The 15,080-nt window shown below is 73.2% G+C and carries 13 protein-coding genes; 9 read left to right on the forward strand and 4 right to left on the reverse strand.

The window, feature by feature from the left end:
- Window positions 1-3 precede the first annotated feature (3 nt).
- From ACQPXD_RS08680 to ACQPXD_RS08690, 3 genes are all read right to left on the reverse strand, one after another.
- Window positions 4-1,776 carry a GH25 family lysozyme gene (locus tag ACQPXD_RS08680; RefSeq protein ID WP_432836529.1) on the reverse strand — a complete coding sequence of 591 codons (1,773 nt, stop codon included), beginning with the start codon at window positions 1,774-1,776 and terminating at the stop codon, window positions 4-6.
- Between the two features lie 327 nt (window positions 1,777-2,103).
- The gene (locus ACQPXD_RS08685; RefSeq protein ID WP_432836531.1) at window positions 2,104-2,865 is read right to left on the reverse strand and encodes an ABC transporter permease; all 762 of its coding nucleotides are present in this window, start codon (window positions 2,863-2,865) and stop codon (window positions 2,104-2,106) included.
- Window positions 2,855-3,802, reverse strand: a complete 948-nt coding sequence (locus ACQPXD_RS08690) for an ATP-binding cassette domain-containing protein (protein WP_432836533.1) — start codon at window positions 3,800-3,802, stop codon at window positions 2,855-2,857. Before ACQPXD_RS08690 ends, ACQPXD_RS08685 begins: the two co-directional genes overlap by 11 nt.
- A 71-nt stretch (window positions 3,803-3,873) precedes the next feature.
- On the opposite strand from ACQPXD_RS08690, the gene ACQPXD_RS08695 reads away from it, so the two are divergent.
- The 8 genes from ACQPXD_RS08695 to ACQPXD_RS08730 all read left to right on the forward strand — a co-directional run bounded on the left by ACQPXD_RS08695 (window position 3,874) and on the right by ACQPXD_RS08730 (window position 13,041).
- A complete protein-coding gene (locus ACQPXD_RS08695) occupies window positions 3,874-4,623 on the forward strand; it encodes a TetR/AcrR family transcriptional regulator (protein ID WP_432836535.1) in 750 nt (249 codons plus the stop codon).
- Window positions 4,624-4,737: 114 nt separating this feature from the next.
- The gene (locus ACQPXD_RS08700) at window positions 4,738-7,119 is read left to right on the forward strand and encodes a hypothetical protein (RefSeq protein WP_432836537.1); all 2,382 of its coding nucleotides are present in this window, start codon (window positions 4,738-4,740) and stop codon (window positions 7,117-7,119) included.
- On the forward strand, window positions 7,119-7,985 hold the full coding sequence (locus tag ACQPXD_RS08705) for a methyltransferase domain-containing protein (protein ID WP_432836539.1): 867 nt from the start codon (window positions 7,119-7,121) through the stop codon (window positions 7,983-7,985). Before ACQPXD_RS08700 ends, ACQPXD_RS08705 begins: the two co-directional genes overlap by 1 nt.
- Window positions 7,986-7,997: 12 nt before the next feature.
- Window positions 7,998-9,512: a deoxyguanosinetriphosphate triphosphohydrolase family protein gene (locus tag ACQPXD_RS08710; protein ID WP_432836541.1), complete on the forward strand. Its 1,515-nt coding sequence runs from the start codon at window positions 7,998-8,000 to the stop codon at window positions 9,510-9,512.
- 105 nt (window positions 9,513-9,617) lie between these two features.
- Window positions 9,618-10,685, forward strand: coding sequence for a hypothetical protein (locus ACQPXD_RS08715; RefSeq protein WP_432836543.1), 1,068 nt, complete (start codon window positions 9,618-9,620; stop codon window positions 10,683-10,685).
- A gap of 13 nt (window positions 10,686-10,698) precedes the next feature.
- Window positions 10,699-12,069 carry an FAD-dependent oxidoreductase gene (locus ACQPXD_RS08720; protein ID WP_432836545.1) on the forward strand — a complete coding sequence of 457 codons (1,371 nt, stop codon included), beginning with the start codon at window positions 10,699-10,701 and terminating at the stop codon, window positions 12,067-12,069.
- Window positions 12,066-12,494, forward strand: a complete 429-nt coding sequence (locus tag ACQPXD_RS08725) for a GNAT family N-acetyltransferase (RefSeq protein ID WP_432836547.1) — start codon at window positions 12,066-12,068, stop codon at window positions 12,492-12,494. The genes ACQPXD_RS08720 and ACQPXD_RS08725 overlap by 4 nt, the downstream gene beginning before the upstream one ends.
- A gap of 10 nt (window positions 12,495-12,504) precedes the next feature.
- The gene (locus ACQPXD_RS08730; RefSeq protein WP_432836549.1) at window positions 12,505-13,041 is read left to right on the forward strand and encodes an LppU/SCO3897 family protein; all 537 of its coding nucleotides are present in this window, start codon (window positions 12,505-12,507) and stop codon (window positions 13,039-13,041) included.
- A 102-nt stretch (window positions 13,042-13,143) separates the two neighbouring features.
- Here ACQPXD_RS08730 and msrB read toward each other — a convergent pair whose 3' ends face one another.
- Window positions 13,144-13,551, reverse strand: a complete 408-nt coding sequence (gene msrB, locus ACQPXD_RS08735; RefSeq protein ID WP_432836551.1) for a peptide-methionine (R)-S-oxide reductase MsrB — start codon at window positions 13,549-13,551, stop codon at window positions 13,144-13,146.
- Between the two features lie 487 nt (window positions 13,552-14,038).
- Here msrB and ACQPXD_RS08740 point away from each other — a divergent pair, with 487 nt between their 5' ends.
- Window positions 14,039-14,956, forward strand: coding sequence for a hypothetical protein (locus ACQPXD_RS08740; protein ID WP_432836553.1), 918 nt, complete (start codon window positions 14,039-14,041; stop codon window positions 14,954-14,956).
- Window positions 14,957-15,080 lie beyond the last annotated feature (124 nt).

Below are 15,080 nucleotides of genomic sequence, written 5' to 3' on the forward strand. Positions count from 1 at the left end.
CGGTCAGGCCGGGTTGGTCATGATGGTCGACCAGCCCGACCAGACGGCGGGGCCGCGCAGCCAGAGCTGGGTGACCAGGTTGCCGCCGGAGACGGCGTAGATCTCGGTGTTGCCGGTGTAGGGATTGGCGATCACGGCCGGGTCGGTGTCCAGCGCGCCGCCGATCGCGGTCCAGGGCGTCCACCCGCCGCCGGGCATGACGAAGGTGTACTCCAGGGTGCCGCCGTCGCGGGCGTAGATCTCGGTCGAGCGGTACCACGGGTTGTAGAACACCGCCGGATCGCCGCTGAGCGAGCCGCCGAGGTCCTGCCACGCCGACCACTGCGTGCCCGAGTAGTACCGCTGCACGAGGTGCCCGCCGGCGCCGCGGGCGTAGATCTCGGTCGTGCCCCACACCGGGCTGCGGAACACCGCCGGGTCGCCGGCGAGGGCCCCGCCGAGGTCCTGCCACGCCGACCAGCCCGAGGCGTAGAACTTCTGCATCAGGTGCCCGTCGGTCCCGCGCGCGTAGATCTCCGTCGTGCGGTACACCGGGTTGTAGAGCACCTCGGCCGGGTCGCCGGCGAGGTCGCCGCCCAGGTCGGTCCAGCCCGACCAGCCGCCGGCGTAGAAGCGCTGCCACAGGTGCCCGTCGCGGCCCCGGGCGTAGATCTCGGTCGAGCCGTAGCGCGGGCTGTAGAACACCACCGGGTCGCCGGCCAGGTCCCCGCCCAGGTCGGTCCAGTCCGACCAGCGCCCGGCCTGCCAGTACTTCTGCGCCAGCCGGCCGTCGCGGGTGCGGGCGTACACCTCGACCGTGCCGGCCGCGGGGTTCTGCAGCACGTGCGGGGTTCCGGCGATCCCGCCGCCGAAGTTGCTCCAGCTCGACCAGCCGTAGCCGGGGCTCCAGAAGCGCTGGGACAGGCCGTGGCCGGCGTCGGTGTACACCTGTACCTGCTTGGTCGGCGCGTGCGCGATCACGGTCGGCTCGGCGATCAGCGCCGCCGGCGGGTCGATGCCGGCCAGCCGGCGCAGCTGGTCGAGGTCGCCGTTGAACACGTCCTTGTCGTAGTTGCCCGGCTGGGCGTTGTCGCCGCCGGCGTACTGCCACAGCGTCCACTTCGACCAGCCCTTGGGCAGCTTCGGCGCGGTCCCGCTCCAGCTGGCCACGTCGAGCGGGTACTCGGCGAACTGGGTGGTGTCGCCGACGCACTGGTTCCACCAGCCGGCCGCCGTGTAGATCATCGCCTTGCGGCCGATGCGCGCCTGGATCTGGTCGAGGAAGGCCTGGATCCAGGCGCGCATGGCGGCCTGGTCGAGGTTGTAGCAGGGGCCGACGGTCGTGAAGTAGGGCCACTCGAGGTCGACGAACGGCACCAGGGTCTTCGAGTCGTTCGCCCAGGCGGCGTGGTCGACGAAGAGGTTCGCGTCGCCGACCGGGTCGTGGTGGTCGGGCCGGGCGAAGGTGTACGCCCCGGCGAGCAGCCCGGCCCGCTTGGCGTCGGCGATGTCCTTGGCGAAGTACGGGTTGACGTAGTTGTTCGTCTCGGTCGCCTTGACGTACGCGAACGACACGCCCTGCGCGGCCTGCCCGGCCCAGTCGATGGTCTTGAACGTGCTGTGGTCGTGGCTGGACACGTCGATGCCCCGCACGGAGTACTGCGGCCCGGGCGTCGCGCCGGTCGCCTCCGCGCGCGCCCCGGCCTGCGCGTGCCCGCCCCCGTCGCTGGTTCCGCCCGGGGCCGCCGGGTTGATCAGAAGCAGGCTCGTCAGCAGGCCGGTCACGAAAACGCGCACGGCTCAGGTTATCCGGCGATCTGCTCCAAAACCGCCTAAAAGCCACCATCGCGACCCACCGGCCGGCGTCCGAGCGACATGAAGTCTCCGTGATCATGCTGCACGCGCGGCCCCGACCGTGCGTTTTTCATGATCGCGGAGTGTCCGTGTACCCATGGGTACCGTATGTCTCCACGATCGTGAGAAACCCGGTGCGCGCGGCCGTTCGACGCATGATCACGGAGACTTTGTGCCGGGCTAATCGGTATATGACGGATTTATCGCCTGTCGGAGTATAAATCCGAAAAGTCGTGGCGCGGAGCGCCCGACTTTTCGGGCCAAGGCCGGTCAGGCGCGGGTCTTGTGCCGGAAGAGCAGGGCCGCGGCGGCGACGGCGACGATCGCGATGGCGGCGCACCAGGCCGCCGCGCGCCAGGGGGCGGAGCCGACCGGCTGGTCGAGCAGCAGGCCGCGCAGGCTCTCGGTGATCGGGGTGACCGGCTGGTTGCCGGCGAAGCCGCGCAGCCACGAGGGCATGGTGCCGATCGGGACGAAGGCGCTGCTGGCGTACGGCAGGAAGGTGATCACGAAGGTGTAGCCGCTGGCCGCCTCGGGGGAGCCGGCGAGCAGGCCCAGGGCCGCGGACAGCCACGACACCGCGGCGATGGTCAGCAGCAGGATGCCGGCGGCGGCGAGCCACTGCCCGGCGTCCGCGTGCGGGCGGAAGCCGATCGCGAACGCGACGGCGAGGACCAGCGCGCTGGACACGACGTTGCGGGCCAGGCTGGCCGCGACGTGCCCGGACAGCAGGGCGGCGCCGCCCACGTCCAGCGAGCGGAAGCGGTCCACGATCCCGGCGGACACGTCGGTCGCGACCGAGACGGCGGTCATCGCCGAGCCGAACGAGACGCACAGCAGCATGACGCCGGGGACGACGTACGTGACGTACTCGGTGCCGGTCTGGATGGCGCCGCCGAAGAGGTACACGAAGACGACCATCAGCAGCATGGGCAGCGCCACCGACATGATGAGCGCCTCGAGGTTGCGCCGGCCCAGGCGCAGCGATCGGGCGCCGAGGACGGACCACTGGGTGAGGGTGCTAGCGGACACCGGCGGGCTCCTTGCGGGCGGTGAGGGACAGGAAGACGTCGTCGAGGGTGGCGCTGTGCAGCGAGAACCGGCGCACGCCGGTGCCCGCCGGGTCGACCTCGGCCAGCACCGAGCGCACGTGCGCGGCGCTGCCGTCGGTGGTCACGCCGAGCGTGAGCCGGGCCTCGTCGCGCTGCACGACCCGGGCGCCGAGCCGGGCCGCGGCCGCGTCGAACGCGTCCCGGCCGGCGAGGTCGAGGTCGAGGCGCTGGTCGCCGAAGCGGGCCTTGAGCTCGGCCGGGGTGCCTTCGGCGACGACCCGGCCGTGGTCCACCACGGCGATGCGGGCGGCCAGGCGGTCGGCCTCTTCGAGGTACTGCGTCGTGAGGAAGACGGTCGTGCCCGAGCCCACCAGCCCGTCGACCATGTCCCACATCGCCTGCCGGCTGGTCAGGTCCAGGCCGGTGGTCGGCTCGTCGAGGAAGATGACCGACGCCCGCCCGGCGAGCCCGGCGGCGAGGTCGAGCCGGCGCCGCATGCCGCCGGAGTAGGTGCCGGCCCGCCGGTGCGCCGCGCCGGTCAGGTCGAAGCGCTCGAGCAGCTCGTCCGCGCGGCGGCGGGCGTCGCGCCGGGACAGGCCCGAGAGTCGGGCCATCATCCGCAGGTTCTCGGCGCCGGTCTGCAGCGCGTCGACCGCGGCGTACTGCCCGGTGAGGCTGATCGCGCGGCGCACCAGGTGCCGCTCGCGCACCACGTCGTGGCCGGCCACCCGGGCGGTGCCCCGGTCGGGCCGGGTGAGCGTGGTCAGGATGCGCACGGTCGTGGTCTTGCCGGCCCCGTTCGGGCCGAGCAGGCAGTACACCGAGCCGGCCGGCACCCGCAGGTCGACCCCGGTGAGCACCGCCAGCTTGCCGTAGGACTTCGCGAGGCCCGCGGCCTCGATCGCCGGTCCGTCCATCGGTTCCCCCATCTTCTGCGTATGGCGTACGCTTCTGTGTACGTTATACGCAGAAGTAGAATCCGGAGTCAATGAGCGAGCAGGAAGACGACATGCCGCCGGTCCTCGCCGCCGCGTGGGGGCTGCGCGGCCGGGCGGGGAAGGGGCCCCGGCCCGGGCTCACGCTGGAGCGGATCGTCGCCGCCGGCGTGAAGGTCGCCGCGACCGCCGGCCTCGGCGCCGTGTCGATGGCCCGGGTGGCCGGCGAGCTCGGCGCGTCGACCATGTCGCTGTACCGGTACGTCACCGCCAAGGAGGAACTGCTCGACCTCATGGTGGACGCGGCGATCGGGCAGCCGCCGCCGCTGGACCCGGACACCCACTGGCGTGCGGGCCTGCACCGATTCGCCCACGACTACCTCGACCTGCTGCGCCGCCAGCCGTGGATGGTCCGGGTGCCGATCAACAACCCGCCGCTCACGCCCAACCAGATCGCCTGGATGAACTACGGGCTGGCGATCCTGCGCGACACCGCGCTGCGGCACCACGAGCGGCTCTCCACGATCATGGTCATCAGCGGGCTGACCCGGAACTGGGTCCTGCTGACCGCCGACATCACCGCCGCCGCCCAGGCCGGCGGGGGCACCACCGAGCAGGCGATGGCCGGCTACGGCCGGCTGCTGCGGCGGCTGGTCGACCCGGCCCGGTTCCCCGCGATCGGCGAGCTCATCGCCTCCGGCGCGCTGGACCGGCCGGACGAGGTGCCCGACGACGACTTCGAGTTCGGCCTGGCCCGCCTCTTCGACGGCCTCGATGCGCTCATGGCCGGGCGTACCGGGTAGCCGGGAGCAGCGCGGGAGTTTCGTACCCCATCGGGTGGAATTCACCCGGTGCCTCACCCCGCCGTCCGCCGTTGCATACGTTGCGGCAGACACCCATGAGAAACGGCGGGAAGCGTGACAGCGACGGTCGAGAGGCAGACCCCGGTGGCGGTCACCGCCCCCCGTTCGCGGCCGATGTCCGGCGCCTGGGTGCCCCCGGCGCTGCTGGTCGCGCCGATCGCCGCCGGCTTGCAGTTCTACGGCGTGCCGTACCTCACCACGGCCGCCTTCGCGGTGTACGTCCTGGCCGGCATCGTCGCACCCGGCACCCTGATCTGGCGGGCGATCCGCGGCCGCTCCGGCTGGCTGGTCGAGGACCTCGCCGCCGGCCTGGCCATCGGCTACGCGGGCGAGGTGCTCGCCTATATCCCGGCCCGGGCGGCCGGCGCGCCGCTGCTCGTGCTGGCCTGGCCGATCGCGGTGCTCGGCACGTTCCTGGTGGTGCCGGGGCTGCGGCGGTACTGGCGGGGCAGCGCCGCCCCCGACGACCGCACCCCGCTGTGGTTCTCCACCGTCCTGTCCGGCACCGCCGCGGTGGTCTTCTACTGGAGCTGCGTGCGCTTCTTCCGCACGCACGACCTGCGCGAGCCGGGCATGCTCAGCCCCGACGCCGACTCGCCGTTCCACCTCGCGCTCATCGGTGACGCCAAGCACCACATGCCGCTGATGTCGCCGTGGCTGTCCGACCAGCCGGTGCTGTACCACTGGTTCGTCTACGCCGAGATGGCCGCCACCTCCTGGGTCACCGGGATCGAGCCGCACGTGCTGCTGGTCCGCCTGGCCCCGCTGCCGATGCTGTTCGGGCTGGTCGCGCTGCTCGGCGTGCTCGGCCGGCGGCTCACCGGCGTGTGGTGGGCCGGTGCGGCCGCCGCCGTCGTCACGTTCTTCGTGCTCACGCCGCTGCCCTACCACTGGCCGCTGGAGGGCTGGTTCTCCGCCTTCGGCACCAACGCCTACGAGGACGGCTCGTCGCTGCGGGCCCAGCTGTGGACCAGCCCGACCCAGACCTTCGGCGCGCTGCTCTTCGCCGGCCTCGCCCTCGCCCTGGTCGAGGCGATGGCGCTGCCCGGCCGAGCCCGCTGGGCCCTGGTCGTCGTGCTCATCGCCGCCGTCACCGGGGCCAAGGCGACCTTCCTGCCGATGCTGCTGGCCGGGCTGCTGCTCGTGGTCGCGGTGCGGCTGGTGACCCGCAAGCGCGTGTATCCGGGCGCGCTGTTCGCCGCCGGGGTGACCCTGCTCGGGCTGCTCTTCGCCCAGTTCGTGCTCTTCGGCGGCGCCTCGCAGGGCATGGCGGTCGACCCGCTGCACTTCGCGCAGATCTCCGGCGCGCCGTACACGCTGAAGTTCGCCGCGCCCGAGTACCCCCACCCGCTGTGGCGGCTGCTCGTCGTCACCGCCATCACGGTCAGCTGCTGGGCGTGCATCTGGCCCGGCCTGCTCGGGCTGTCCCGGCTCGCGCCGCGCCTGCAGCAGGCCCGCCGGCTGCGCCGCGGCCTGGGCATCACCGCCGACCCGGTGATCCTCATGTTCGGCATCGGCGTCTCCGGCGTCGGCGCGCTGATGGTCTTCGGGCACGAGGCCGGCGCCGAGGGCTGGTTCATGGTCTCCGCCCGGCCCTACCTGTCCCTCGCCTCGGTCGTCGGCCTGGTCCTGCTCACGCCCCGCGAGCTGCCCACGCGGCGCACGTTGCGGCAGGTGTACCTCGCGATCGCCGCCGGTGCGCTGGTCCTCTTCGGCGTGTACAAGACGGGCTCGATGCACACCCCGAAGCTGCAGAACACCGGCAGCCTGTGGGTGACCCTGTGGTACCTCGTCTGGCCCTACCTGCTCGTCTACGCACTCCTCGGGATCGTCGGCTACGGGATGTACCGCCGCGCGATGCCCGCCTGGCGCACGCTCGTCGCCGCCATGCTCGCCGGCGCCTGCATGATCACCGCGGTACAGCACGTCTACCTCATGACCCGCGCGTCGCGCCTCGGCGGCTGGCGCGGGGTCGTGCAGATCGCCACCTTCGTCACGCCCGGCACCCAGGAGGCCGGCCGCTGGCTGCGCGACCACTCCGCCCCGGACGACCTGGTGGCCACCAACGCCCACTGCGTCGGCGACCCCTACTCGCTGCAGGGCTGCGACAACCGGCACTTCTGGTTCTCCGCCTACAGCGAGCGCCGGTTCCTGGTCGAGGGCTGGGGCTTCACCGACCGCGCGCACCGGGAGGCGGCCGGCGCCGGGGTCAACGCCATCTTCGCGCCCTACTGGGACCAGCGGAAACTGGCCGACAACGACGCCGCCTTCTACCACCCGACCGCGCAGACCGTCGGCAAGCTGCGCGACGAGTACGGCGTGAAGTGGCTCATGGTCGACGAGGGCTACCTGCTACTGCCCTCGACCTGGATCCAGGACTACGCGCGGTTCCGCTACCGCGCCGGCCGGATCGCCGTCTACCAGTTGGGGAGCTGATGTACGACACCATCGCCGGCACCCGCCAGGACCGCCTCCTGGAGGTGCTCGCCTGCCCCCGCTGCCGCGCACGGCTCGACGCCTCGCTCGTCTGCGCCGTGTGCGGCACCGCCGGGCGGCGCGACGGCGACCGGCTCGACTTCGGCGGGTTCGGCGCGGCAGAGCTGACCGCCGACCCGCTCAACCGGATCAAGGAGCTGGTCAAGACCCGCTTCCACCGGCTCTACCCGGCCGCGATCCGGCTGCTGTCGCCGGTGCTGGAGCGGCCCGGGCTGATCGCGCCGTTCCTGGCGAGCTTCGACCTGGACCGCGACCTCGTCGCCGACCTCGGCTGCGGCACCCACCGCCGCGACGAGCGGATCGTCTGCGTCGACGGCGGCGCCTACGGCAACGTCGACGTTGTCACCGACCTGCGCCGGCTGCCGCTCGCCGACGGCTGCCTGGCCGGCGGGGTGAGCATCGCGGTGCTGGAGCACGTGCCGGACCCGGCCGCGCACATCGCCGAGATGCACCGGGTGCTGCGCCCGGGCGGGCGGATGCTCGTGTTCGTGCCGTTCATGCAGCCGTTCCACGCCTCGCCGTTCGACTTCCAGCGGTACACCGAGGTCGGCCTGCGCGAGCAGTTCGGCGCCTTCGAGGTGCGCTCGGTGCGGGTGGGCGCCGGCCCGACGTCGGGCATGCTGTGGGTGCTGCAGGAGTGGCTGGCCATGGTGCTGTCCTTCGGCAGCCGCCGGCTCTACCGGGCGATCCTTCCCCTCACCTGGGTACTGTCCCCGCTCAAGCTGCTGGACCTGCTGCTCGTCCACCATCCGATGGCCGCGCAGGCCGCCAGCGGATTCGTGATCGAGGTCGAAAAGCCCGGCTGATAGAACTGGGTGATGGACGACCAGCGCGCGCAGCGGCTCTTCGGCGGGGCCGTGGTGGCCCCGGGCGACCTTTCCGGCAGCCCCTTCCGGGTGGACCGGGACCGGATCGTCGCCTCGCCGTTCTTCGCCCGGCTGGCCGGCGTCACGCAGGTGATCAGCCCCGGCGGCTCCGGCCTGCTGGTGCACAACCGGCTCACGCACAGCCTCAAGGTGGCCAGCGTCGCCCGCGGCATCGCCGAGCGGCTCGGCACCGACACCGAGCAGCGGGAGCTGCTGGACAAGCTCGGCGGCTGCGACGCCGACGTGGTCGAGGCCGCCGCGCTCGCCCACGACCTGGGCCACCCGCCCTTCGGCCACCTCGGCGAGCGGGTCCTGGACCGGCTGGCCCGCGAGCGGCTCGGGCTGCCCGACGGCTTCGAGGGCAACGCCCAGTCGTACCGCATCGTCACCAGCACCCAGGTCCGCGGCGCCGCCATCGGGCTGGACCTGACCGCGGCGGTGCGGGCCGCGCTGCTGAAGTACCCGTGGACCCGCCGCACCTACCCGGACCCGCACCCGATGCACCTGCACCCGACCCCGCGCGGCGCCGGCGGCGACCCGGTGATCGGCTCAGCGAAGTTCGGCGCCTACGTCACCGAGCTCGCCGACGTCCGCCAGGCCCGGGCGCCCTTCGCCGGTCGGCTCGCCGACTGGCAGCAGACCGCCGAGGCGTCGGTCATGGACACCGCCGACGACATCGCCTACGCCATCCACGACCTGGAGGACTTCCATCGGGTCGGCGTGCTGCAGCAGGGCGCCGTCGCCGCCGAGCTGATCGCCTGGCAGCGCGACGCGGTCGTGCTGCGCGCCCTCGGCGAGGTGCAGCTGCGGGCCACCGCCCGCCACCCCGGCCGCTCGGTCGAGCAGCTGCGCCGCGAGATGCACCGCAAGGACGGCTGGATCTGCGACGACGACGCGTTCGCGGCCGCGGTCGAGCACGTGCGCACCGAGCTCGCCGACGGGCTGCTCGCCGCGCCGTTCGACGGCTCGATCGACGCCGAGCAGGCGGTCGCCCGGTTCTCGGCCCGCTGGACCCGCCGGTTCATCGACGCCGTCCACGTGCGCCCCGACCCGGCGGTGCGCTCCGGGCACGTGCTGCTCGCCCGGGCGCAGTGGCACGAGGTGCAGGTGCTCAAGTTCATCCACCACCGGTTCGTGCTGGAGCGGCCCGACCTGGCCCTGCACCAGCGCGGCCAGGCCCGGCTGCTGGCCGCCCTGGTCGAGGCGCTGCACGCCTGGCTCACCGACCCCGACGAGGAGGCGCGGCTGCCGCGCCGGCTGCACGACCTGGTGGAGCTGGCCGAGGCGGAGGCGAGCACGCTCACCGCCGCCGACTACGGCCTGGAGACGCTCGACGTGGCGGCGACGGCCCGCGGCCGGGCGATCGTCGACTTCGTCGCCGCCCTCACCGACGGCCAGGCGGTCGGCCTGCTGGACGCGCTGTCCGGCCGCTCCCGCCAGCTCTGGACCGACGCGTTCGTACTGTGACGGGCTTCGCGGCCAGGCCGAATACATATGTCGAAAGAACCGGCATAGGGCCCGAACCGCCCGCAAGCTTTGCATTGTCACTTCAGCCCCACTAGAAACAACAGGGTGACGACCGTTCCGGGGCGGTTGCGGAGACTGCCGTGGGCGCCGATCGGGGTCGCCACCGGCGGCGTGACCGTGATCTTCGTGGCCACGCTGCTGCTCTACCCGCTGACCCAGCCCGCGCCGCGCCCGCCGGCCGGCGCCGCGGCCGAGCGCACCGCCGAGATGGCCGCGCCGGCCGGCCCGTCCTCCGCGCCGCCCGGCTCCGCCTCGGCATCGGCTTCCGCGTCGCCCGCGCCCAGCCCGTCGCCGTCGCGGTCGGCGACGCCGACCCGACCCGCCCGGCCCGGTGGCCGCCCGTCCGCGGCGAACACCGGCGCCATCCCCGGCGTGGCGCTCACCGTCGTGAACGGCGACCAGACCTTCGGTACCGACGGGAAAATCGTCGAAGACGTCGACATCCACGGCTATGTGCGGATCACCGGCAAGCGCGTCACCATCCGCAACGCGATCGTGCGCGGCGGGGCCGCCCGGTGCGGCGCGGTGGTGCAGATCGAGGCGGGCGCCAGCGCGGTGCTGGAGGACGTCGAGGTCGCCCCGGCCGCCGCCGGGCCGTGCCTCGACGGGATCTGGGCCACCGCGGCGACGCTCACCCGGGTCAACGTCCACGGCGGCGTCAACGGCGTCAAGGCCACCGGGCCCGACGTGCTGCTGCAGGACTCGTGGGTGCACGACGGGGCGTTCTTCGCCCGCGGCGCGCCCGGGGGCGGCGGCACCGAGACCGACGCCGTGGAGAGCGTCGGCGAGCGCCGGATCACGCTGCGGCGCAACGTGCTCGTCGTCGGCGCCCACGGCAACGCCGCCTACCAGGTCCGCCAGACCGGCGGCGGGACCAGCACCGAGCTGCGGGTGGAGGGCAACTGGCTGGACGGCGGGGCCTGCACGCTCAACTTCGCCCACCAGGGCGGGCCGCCGATGACCGGCATCGCCGTGGTGAACAACCGCTTCGGCCACAACACGACGTTCGCCTGCCCGATCCTGGTCAGCACGCAGACCACGCTCACGCAGAACACCGGCAACGTCTTCGACGACACCGGCGCGCCGATCCCCGCCCCCAATCGCCACGACTGACCAGAATGGATCTATGACCGAGCGTCTTGTTGTCATCGGCGGCGACGCCGCCGGGATGAGCGCGGCGTCGCAGGCCAGGCGCCGGCGGGCCCCCGACGACCTGAGCATCGTCGCGTTCGAGCGCGGGCAGCACGTGTCCTACTCGGCGTGCGGCATCCCGTACCTCGTGGCCGGCGACGTCGGCGACCCCGCCGACCTCGTCGCCCGCACCCCGGCCGAGTTCCGCGAGCGGCACATCGACCTGCGGCTGCGCAGCGAGGTCACCGCCATCGACACCGAGCGGCGCGAGGTCGTGGTGCGCGGGGACGACCGGGAGTACCGCGAGCCGTTCGACCAGCTCGTCATCGCCACCGGCGGGGCGCCGCGCCGCCCCGACGTGCCCGGCGCCGGGACGCCCGGCATTCACGGCGTGCAGACCCTCGAGGACGGCATCCGGCTGCTCGGCTACCTCGACCGGCACGCGCCCCGCCGGGCGGTCGTGGTCGGCGGCGGGTACATCGGCCTGGAGATGGCCGAGGCGATGCTGCGCCACGGCCTCGAGGTCACCCTGGTCGACGCGGCCGAGCAGCCGATGCGCACCCTGGACCCGGACATGGGCGCGCTCGTCGCCGACGCGCTGCGGGCCGAGGGCGTGACGCTGCGCCTCGGCGAGTCGCTGGAGGGCTTCGCCGCCGGCGCCGGCGGGCGGGTCGGCGCCGTGCACACCACCGGCGGCGAGATCCCGGCCGACCTCGTCATCCTCGGGCTGGGCACCCGGCCGTACAGCGACCTCGCCCGGGCGGCGGGCATCGCGATCGGCGAGACCGGCGGCATCCGGGTCGACCGCCGCATGCGCACCTCGGTCGACGGGATCTGGGCGGCCGGCGACTGCGTCGAGACGTTCCACCTCGTCTCGCAGCGCCCGGTGGCGATTGCCCTCGGTACCCACGCGAACAAACAGGGCCGCGCCGCCGGCATCAACATCGGCGGCGGCTATGCCACCTTCCCCGGCGTCGTGGGCACCGCGGCCTCGAAGGTGTGCGCGAACGAGGTGGCCCGCACCGGCCTGAGCACCGCCGAGGCCGAGGCGGCCGGGTTCGCCCCGTTCGGCGTGGTGACGGAGTCCACGACGCGCGCGGGCTATTTCCCGGGAGCCAGCCCGATCAAAACCAAGATCATTGCCGAGCGTACGTCGGGACGCCTGCTCGGCGCGCAGATCGTCGGCCGCGAGGGCGCGGCCAAGCGCATCGACGCCCTGGCCGTCGCGCTCTGGCACGGCATGACGGTGGAGGAGATGACGTCGCTCGACCTGTCGTACGCCCCGCCGTTCGCGCCGGTGTGGGACCCGGTCCTCATCGCCGCGCGTAAGGCCGCGGAGGCGCTGCCGCTACATTCGGCACCGTGATCTCGGATTTCGCCGGCCTCGACGCGCCTACGCTGTACCGGCTGCTCAAGCTGCGCTGCGACGTCTTCGTGGTCGAGCAGCACTGCCCCTATCCGGAGCTGGACGGCCGCGACACCGAGCCGGGCACCCTGCACCTGTGGCTCGACGCGCCCGACGGCTCCGTCGCGGCGTACCTGCGGGTGCTCGCCGAGCCCGACGGCACCGCGCGCATCGGCCGGGTGGTGACCGCCGCACCGGCCCGCGGGCAGGGGCTGGCCGGGAAGCTGCTGGCCGCGGCCCTGGAGCGGATCGGGCCGGGCCGGGCCGTGGTGCTCGACGCGCAGACCTCGGCGACCGGGGTGTACTCCCGTTTCGGCTTCGAGGTGTGCGGGCCGCCCTTCGACGAGGACGGCATCGAGCACGTGCCGATGCGCCGGATAGTCTAGGTACTTGTCGATGTCTAGGGTTACCAGGATCGCTCTGATCGCGGGGGCCGGGGCGGTGCTCGTCCTGGTGGCGGTGCGGTGGTTCTTCTGGGGCGGCGACGGCATCTCGCGGGCCGCGGCCGGCGACTGTGTCGACGCCGCGCAGGTGGTGGACTGCTCGTCGGCGGGCGCCCGGTTCAAGGTGCTGGCGGTGCTGCCGGCGGCCGGCTCGTGCGCGGACGTGGCCGGTGCGGTGTCCTTCACCGCGGCGGGTTCGCGGCGGGTGTGCCTGGGCCCGGTCGGCGCCGACCCGGCGAAGGCGGTGAACGTGGCGAAGGAGGGCGACTGCGTGGACCTGGACCCGGCCGAGCCGCAGCGGGTCGCCTGCGACTCGCCGGACGCCGATCATCGGGTGCTGCGCCGCTTGACGAACGTGCCGTCCGCGCAGACCGACGGCGCCTGCCGCGAGGTGGCAGGCGCCGACAAGAGCTACGGCTGGGACCTGCAGGGCACCGACGACGGCGCGACGGTGGACGTCGTGCTGTGTTTCGGCCCCCTGCAGCGTTAGGCCCCGTTTACTCCTTGGGTCCCCAGCTTGCTTATTCCTTGGGCCCCGGGCTTGCTTACTCCTTGGGCCCCAGGCTTGCTTACTCCTTGGGGCTCCAGCTTGTTACTCCTTGGGCTCCAGCTTGATCGACAGCGAGTTGACGCAGTGGCGCGTGTTCTTCGCGGTCATGCGCTCGCCCCGGAACACGTGCCCGAGGTGGGAGTCGCAGCGCGCGCAGCGGATCTCGGTGCGCACCATGCCGTGCGAGCTGTCCTCGATCTCCTTGACGGTGCCGGGGATCGCATCGTCGAACGAGGGCCAGCCGCAGTGCGAGTCAAACTTGGTGTTGCTGTCGAAGAGCTGCTCGCCGCAGGCGCGGCAGCGGTACACCCCTTCGGTCTTGGTATTGACATACTCCCCGCTCCACGGCGCCTCGGTGCCGGCGAGGCGCAGCACCCGGAACTCGTCCGGGGACAGCCGCACCCGCCACTCCGCGTCGGTCGTGGGCAGGCTGACAAGTGGCTCGGTCATGCCTCCACGGTAGGCCGCACCCTGCCCGGCGACCATTACGGCCCACGAACGCCACTCCGCCGCCTGGCTCAGGCGGCTTAGGCGCCGCTCCGCCGCCGGGCTCAGGCGGCTTAGGCGCCGCTCCGCCGCCGGGCTCAGGCGGCTTAGGCGCCGCTCCGCCGCCGGGCTCAGCCGGCTTTTGGCGCCGCTCCGCCGCCGGGCTCACGTGGCTTTTGCCGCCGCTCCGCCGCTTGGCTCGGCTGGCTTAGGCGCCGCTCCGCCACCTGGCTCACCTGGCTCGGGCCGCCACGAACGCAGCTCTACCGCCTGGCTCAGCTGGCTCGGGCCGCCACGAACGCCGTTCCGCCGCCTGGCTCAGCCCCCACGAACGTCGCCTCCTCGCCCGGGGTCTTTGTCCGTTTCGCCCCGAGTCGCCGACGCTCCCCGCTCGTTGGCTCCCACGAAAGCCACGATTCGGACTTTTGTGTGTGCAACGGACGGGGGCGCGATGAGGCTGCTGTACAAGGCCGTGGCGGTGGGCGCGATGGGCGCCGCGGGCCTCACCCCGCTCGGCACCCCGGCACAAGCGGCGGCGATGGGTCCTACCTGGCACCCGGACACAACCCTCGGCCCGCTGACCGGCGCCCTGGAGTTGCTGACGGAGACCTCGTATCCGGGCCCGGCGCCTCAGGACTCGCCGACCGCCACCGGCTACGGCGCCGGCACCCACGCCAAGACCTGGGGCGCCGCGAATGACCACGCCGGTGACTACGGCGCCCCAGTCTTGGGCGGCGGTGGCTCGATGACCAGCGCCGGCCCGACGGCCGGTGGTGGCCTGATGGCCAGTGCTGGCTCGATGACCGGTGCTGGACCGTTGACCGGCGCCGGCTCGACGGTTGGTAACGGTCCGACTGCTGGACTTCGCCCGACTACTGGGCGCGGCCCGACTACTGGGCGCGGCCCGACTGCTGGGCGCGGTGCGGCGGCTGGGCGCGGCGTGGCGGCTGGCGGCGACGGCTCGGCGGCTGGCGGCGACGGCTCGGCGGCTGGCGGCGACGGCTCGGCGGCCGGCGACGACGGTTACGGGAGCGGGGGTGGCGGCACTTCCGGCATTTCCGACTTTTCGGCATCCGGCCCGGTTACCGCGACCTCGGCCGCCGACGTCGGGGTGTCGTCGATGGCCGAGCTCCCGGTGACCGGGCCGTCCTCGTCGCTCATGACGACGATCGGGTTCGCGTTCATCATCGGCGGCGCCGGGATTCTCTACCTGACCCGCCTGGGGGACCGCGATGACGACGAGACCGGGTCACGGCCGACCCGCGTGCCGGGGCCGCGCAGCCGCCGCCGTGACGACCCGGAAACCGACCGGGCCGAGGCCGGCGGCGATCGCCGGCCGCGTCCTCAGCCCAGCCGCCGGGCGCGCTGATCGGCCGCGGAGTGGGCGGCCTCGGGCGTGGGTGCGGTGATCGGGCGCGGAATGGGTGGCCCCGGGCTTGGGTGCGGTGACCTGGGCGGCGGCGGCCGCGGGGCCGGAGTTCGCGGCGTATGGT

Source organism: Dactylosporangium sp. CA-092794 (genome assembly GCF_050948465.1).
Classification (GTDB): Bacteria; Actinomycetota; Actinomycetes; order Mycobacteriales; family Micromonosporaceae; genus Dactylosporangium.

Bases quoted from the DNA above. Each gene is read 5' to 3' on its own strand.
- ACQPXD_RS08690 (WP_432836533.1), bottom strand. From the start codon at position 3,802: ATGGACGGACCGGCGATCGAGGCCGCGGGCCTCGCGAAGTCCTACGGC.
- ACQPXD_RS08695 (WP_432836535.1), top strand. From the start codon at position 3,874: ATGAGCGAGCAGGAAGACGACATGCCGCCGGTCCTCGCCGCCGCGTGG.
- ACQPXD_RS08705 (WP_432836539.1), top strand. From the start codon at position 7,119: ATGTACGACACCATCGCCGGCACCCGCCAGGACCGCCTCCTGGAGGTG.
- ACQPXD_RS08710 (WP_432836541.1), top strand. From the start codon at position 7,998: ATGGACGACCAGCGCGCGCAGCGGCTCTTCGGCGGGGCCGTGGTGGCC.
- ACQPXD_RS08720 (WP_432836545.1), top strand. From the start codon at position 10,699: ATGACCGAGCGTCTTGTTGTCATCGGCGGCGACGCCGCCGGGATGAGC.
- ACQPXD_RS08730 (WP_432836549.1), top strand. From the start codon at position 12,505: ATGTCTAGGGTTACCAGGATCGCTCTGATCGCGGGGGCCGGGGCGGTG.
- msrB (WP_432836551.1), bottom strand. From the start codon at position 13,551: ATGACCGAGCCACTTGTCAGCCTGCCCACGACCGACGCGGAGTGGCGG.
- ACQPXD_RS08740 (WP_432836553.1), top strand. From the start codon at position 14,039: ATGAGGCTGCTGTACAAGGCCGTGGCGGTGGGCGCGATGGGCGCCGCG.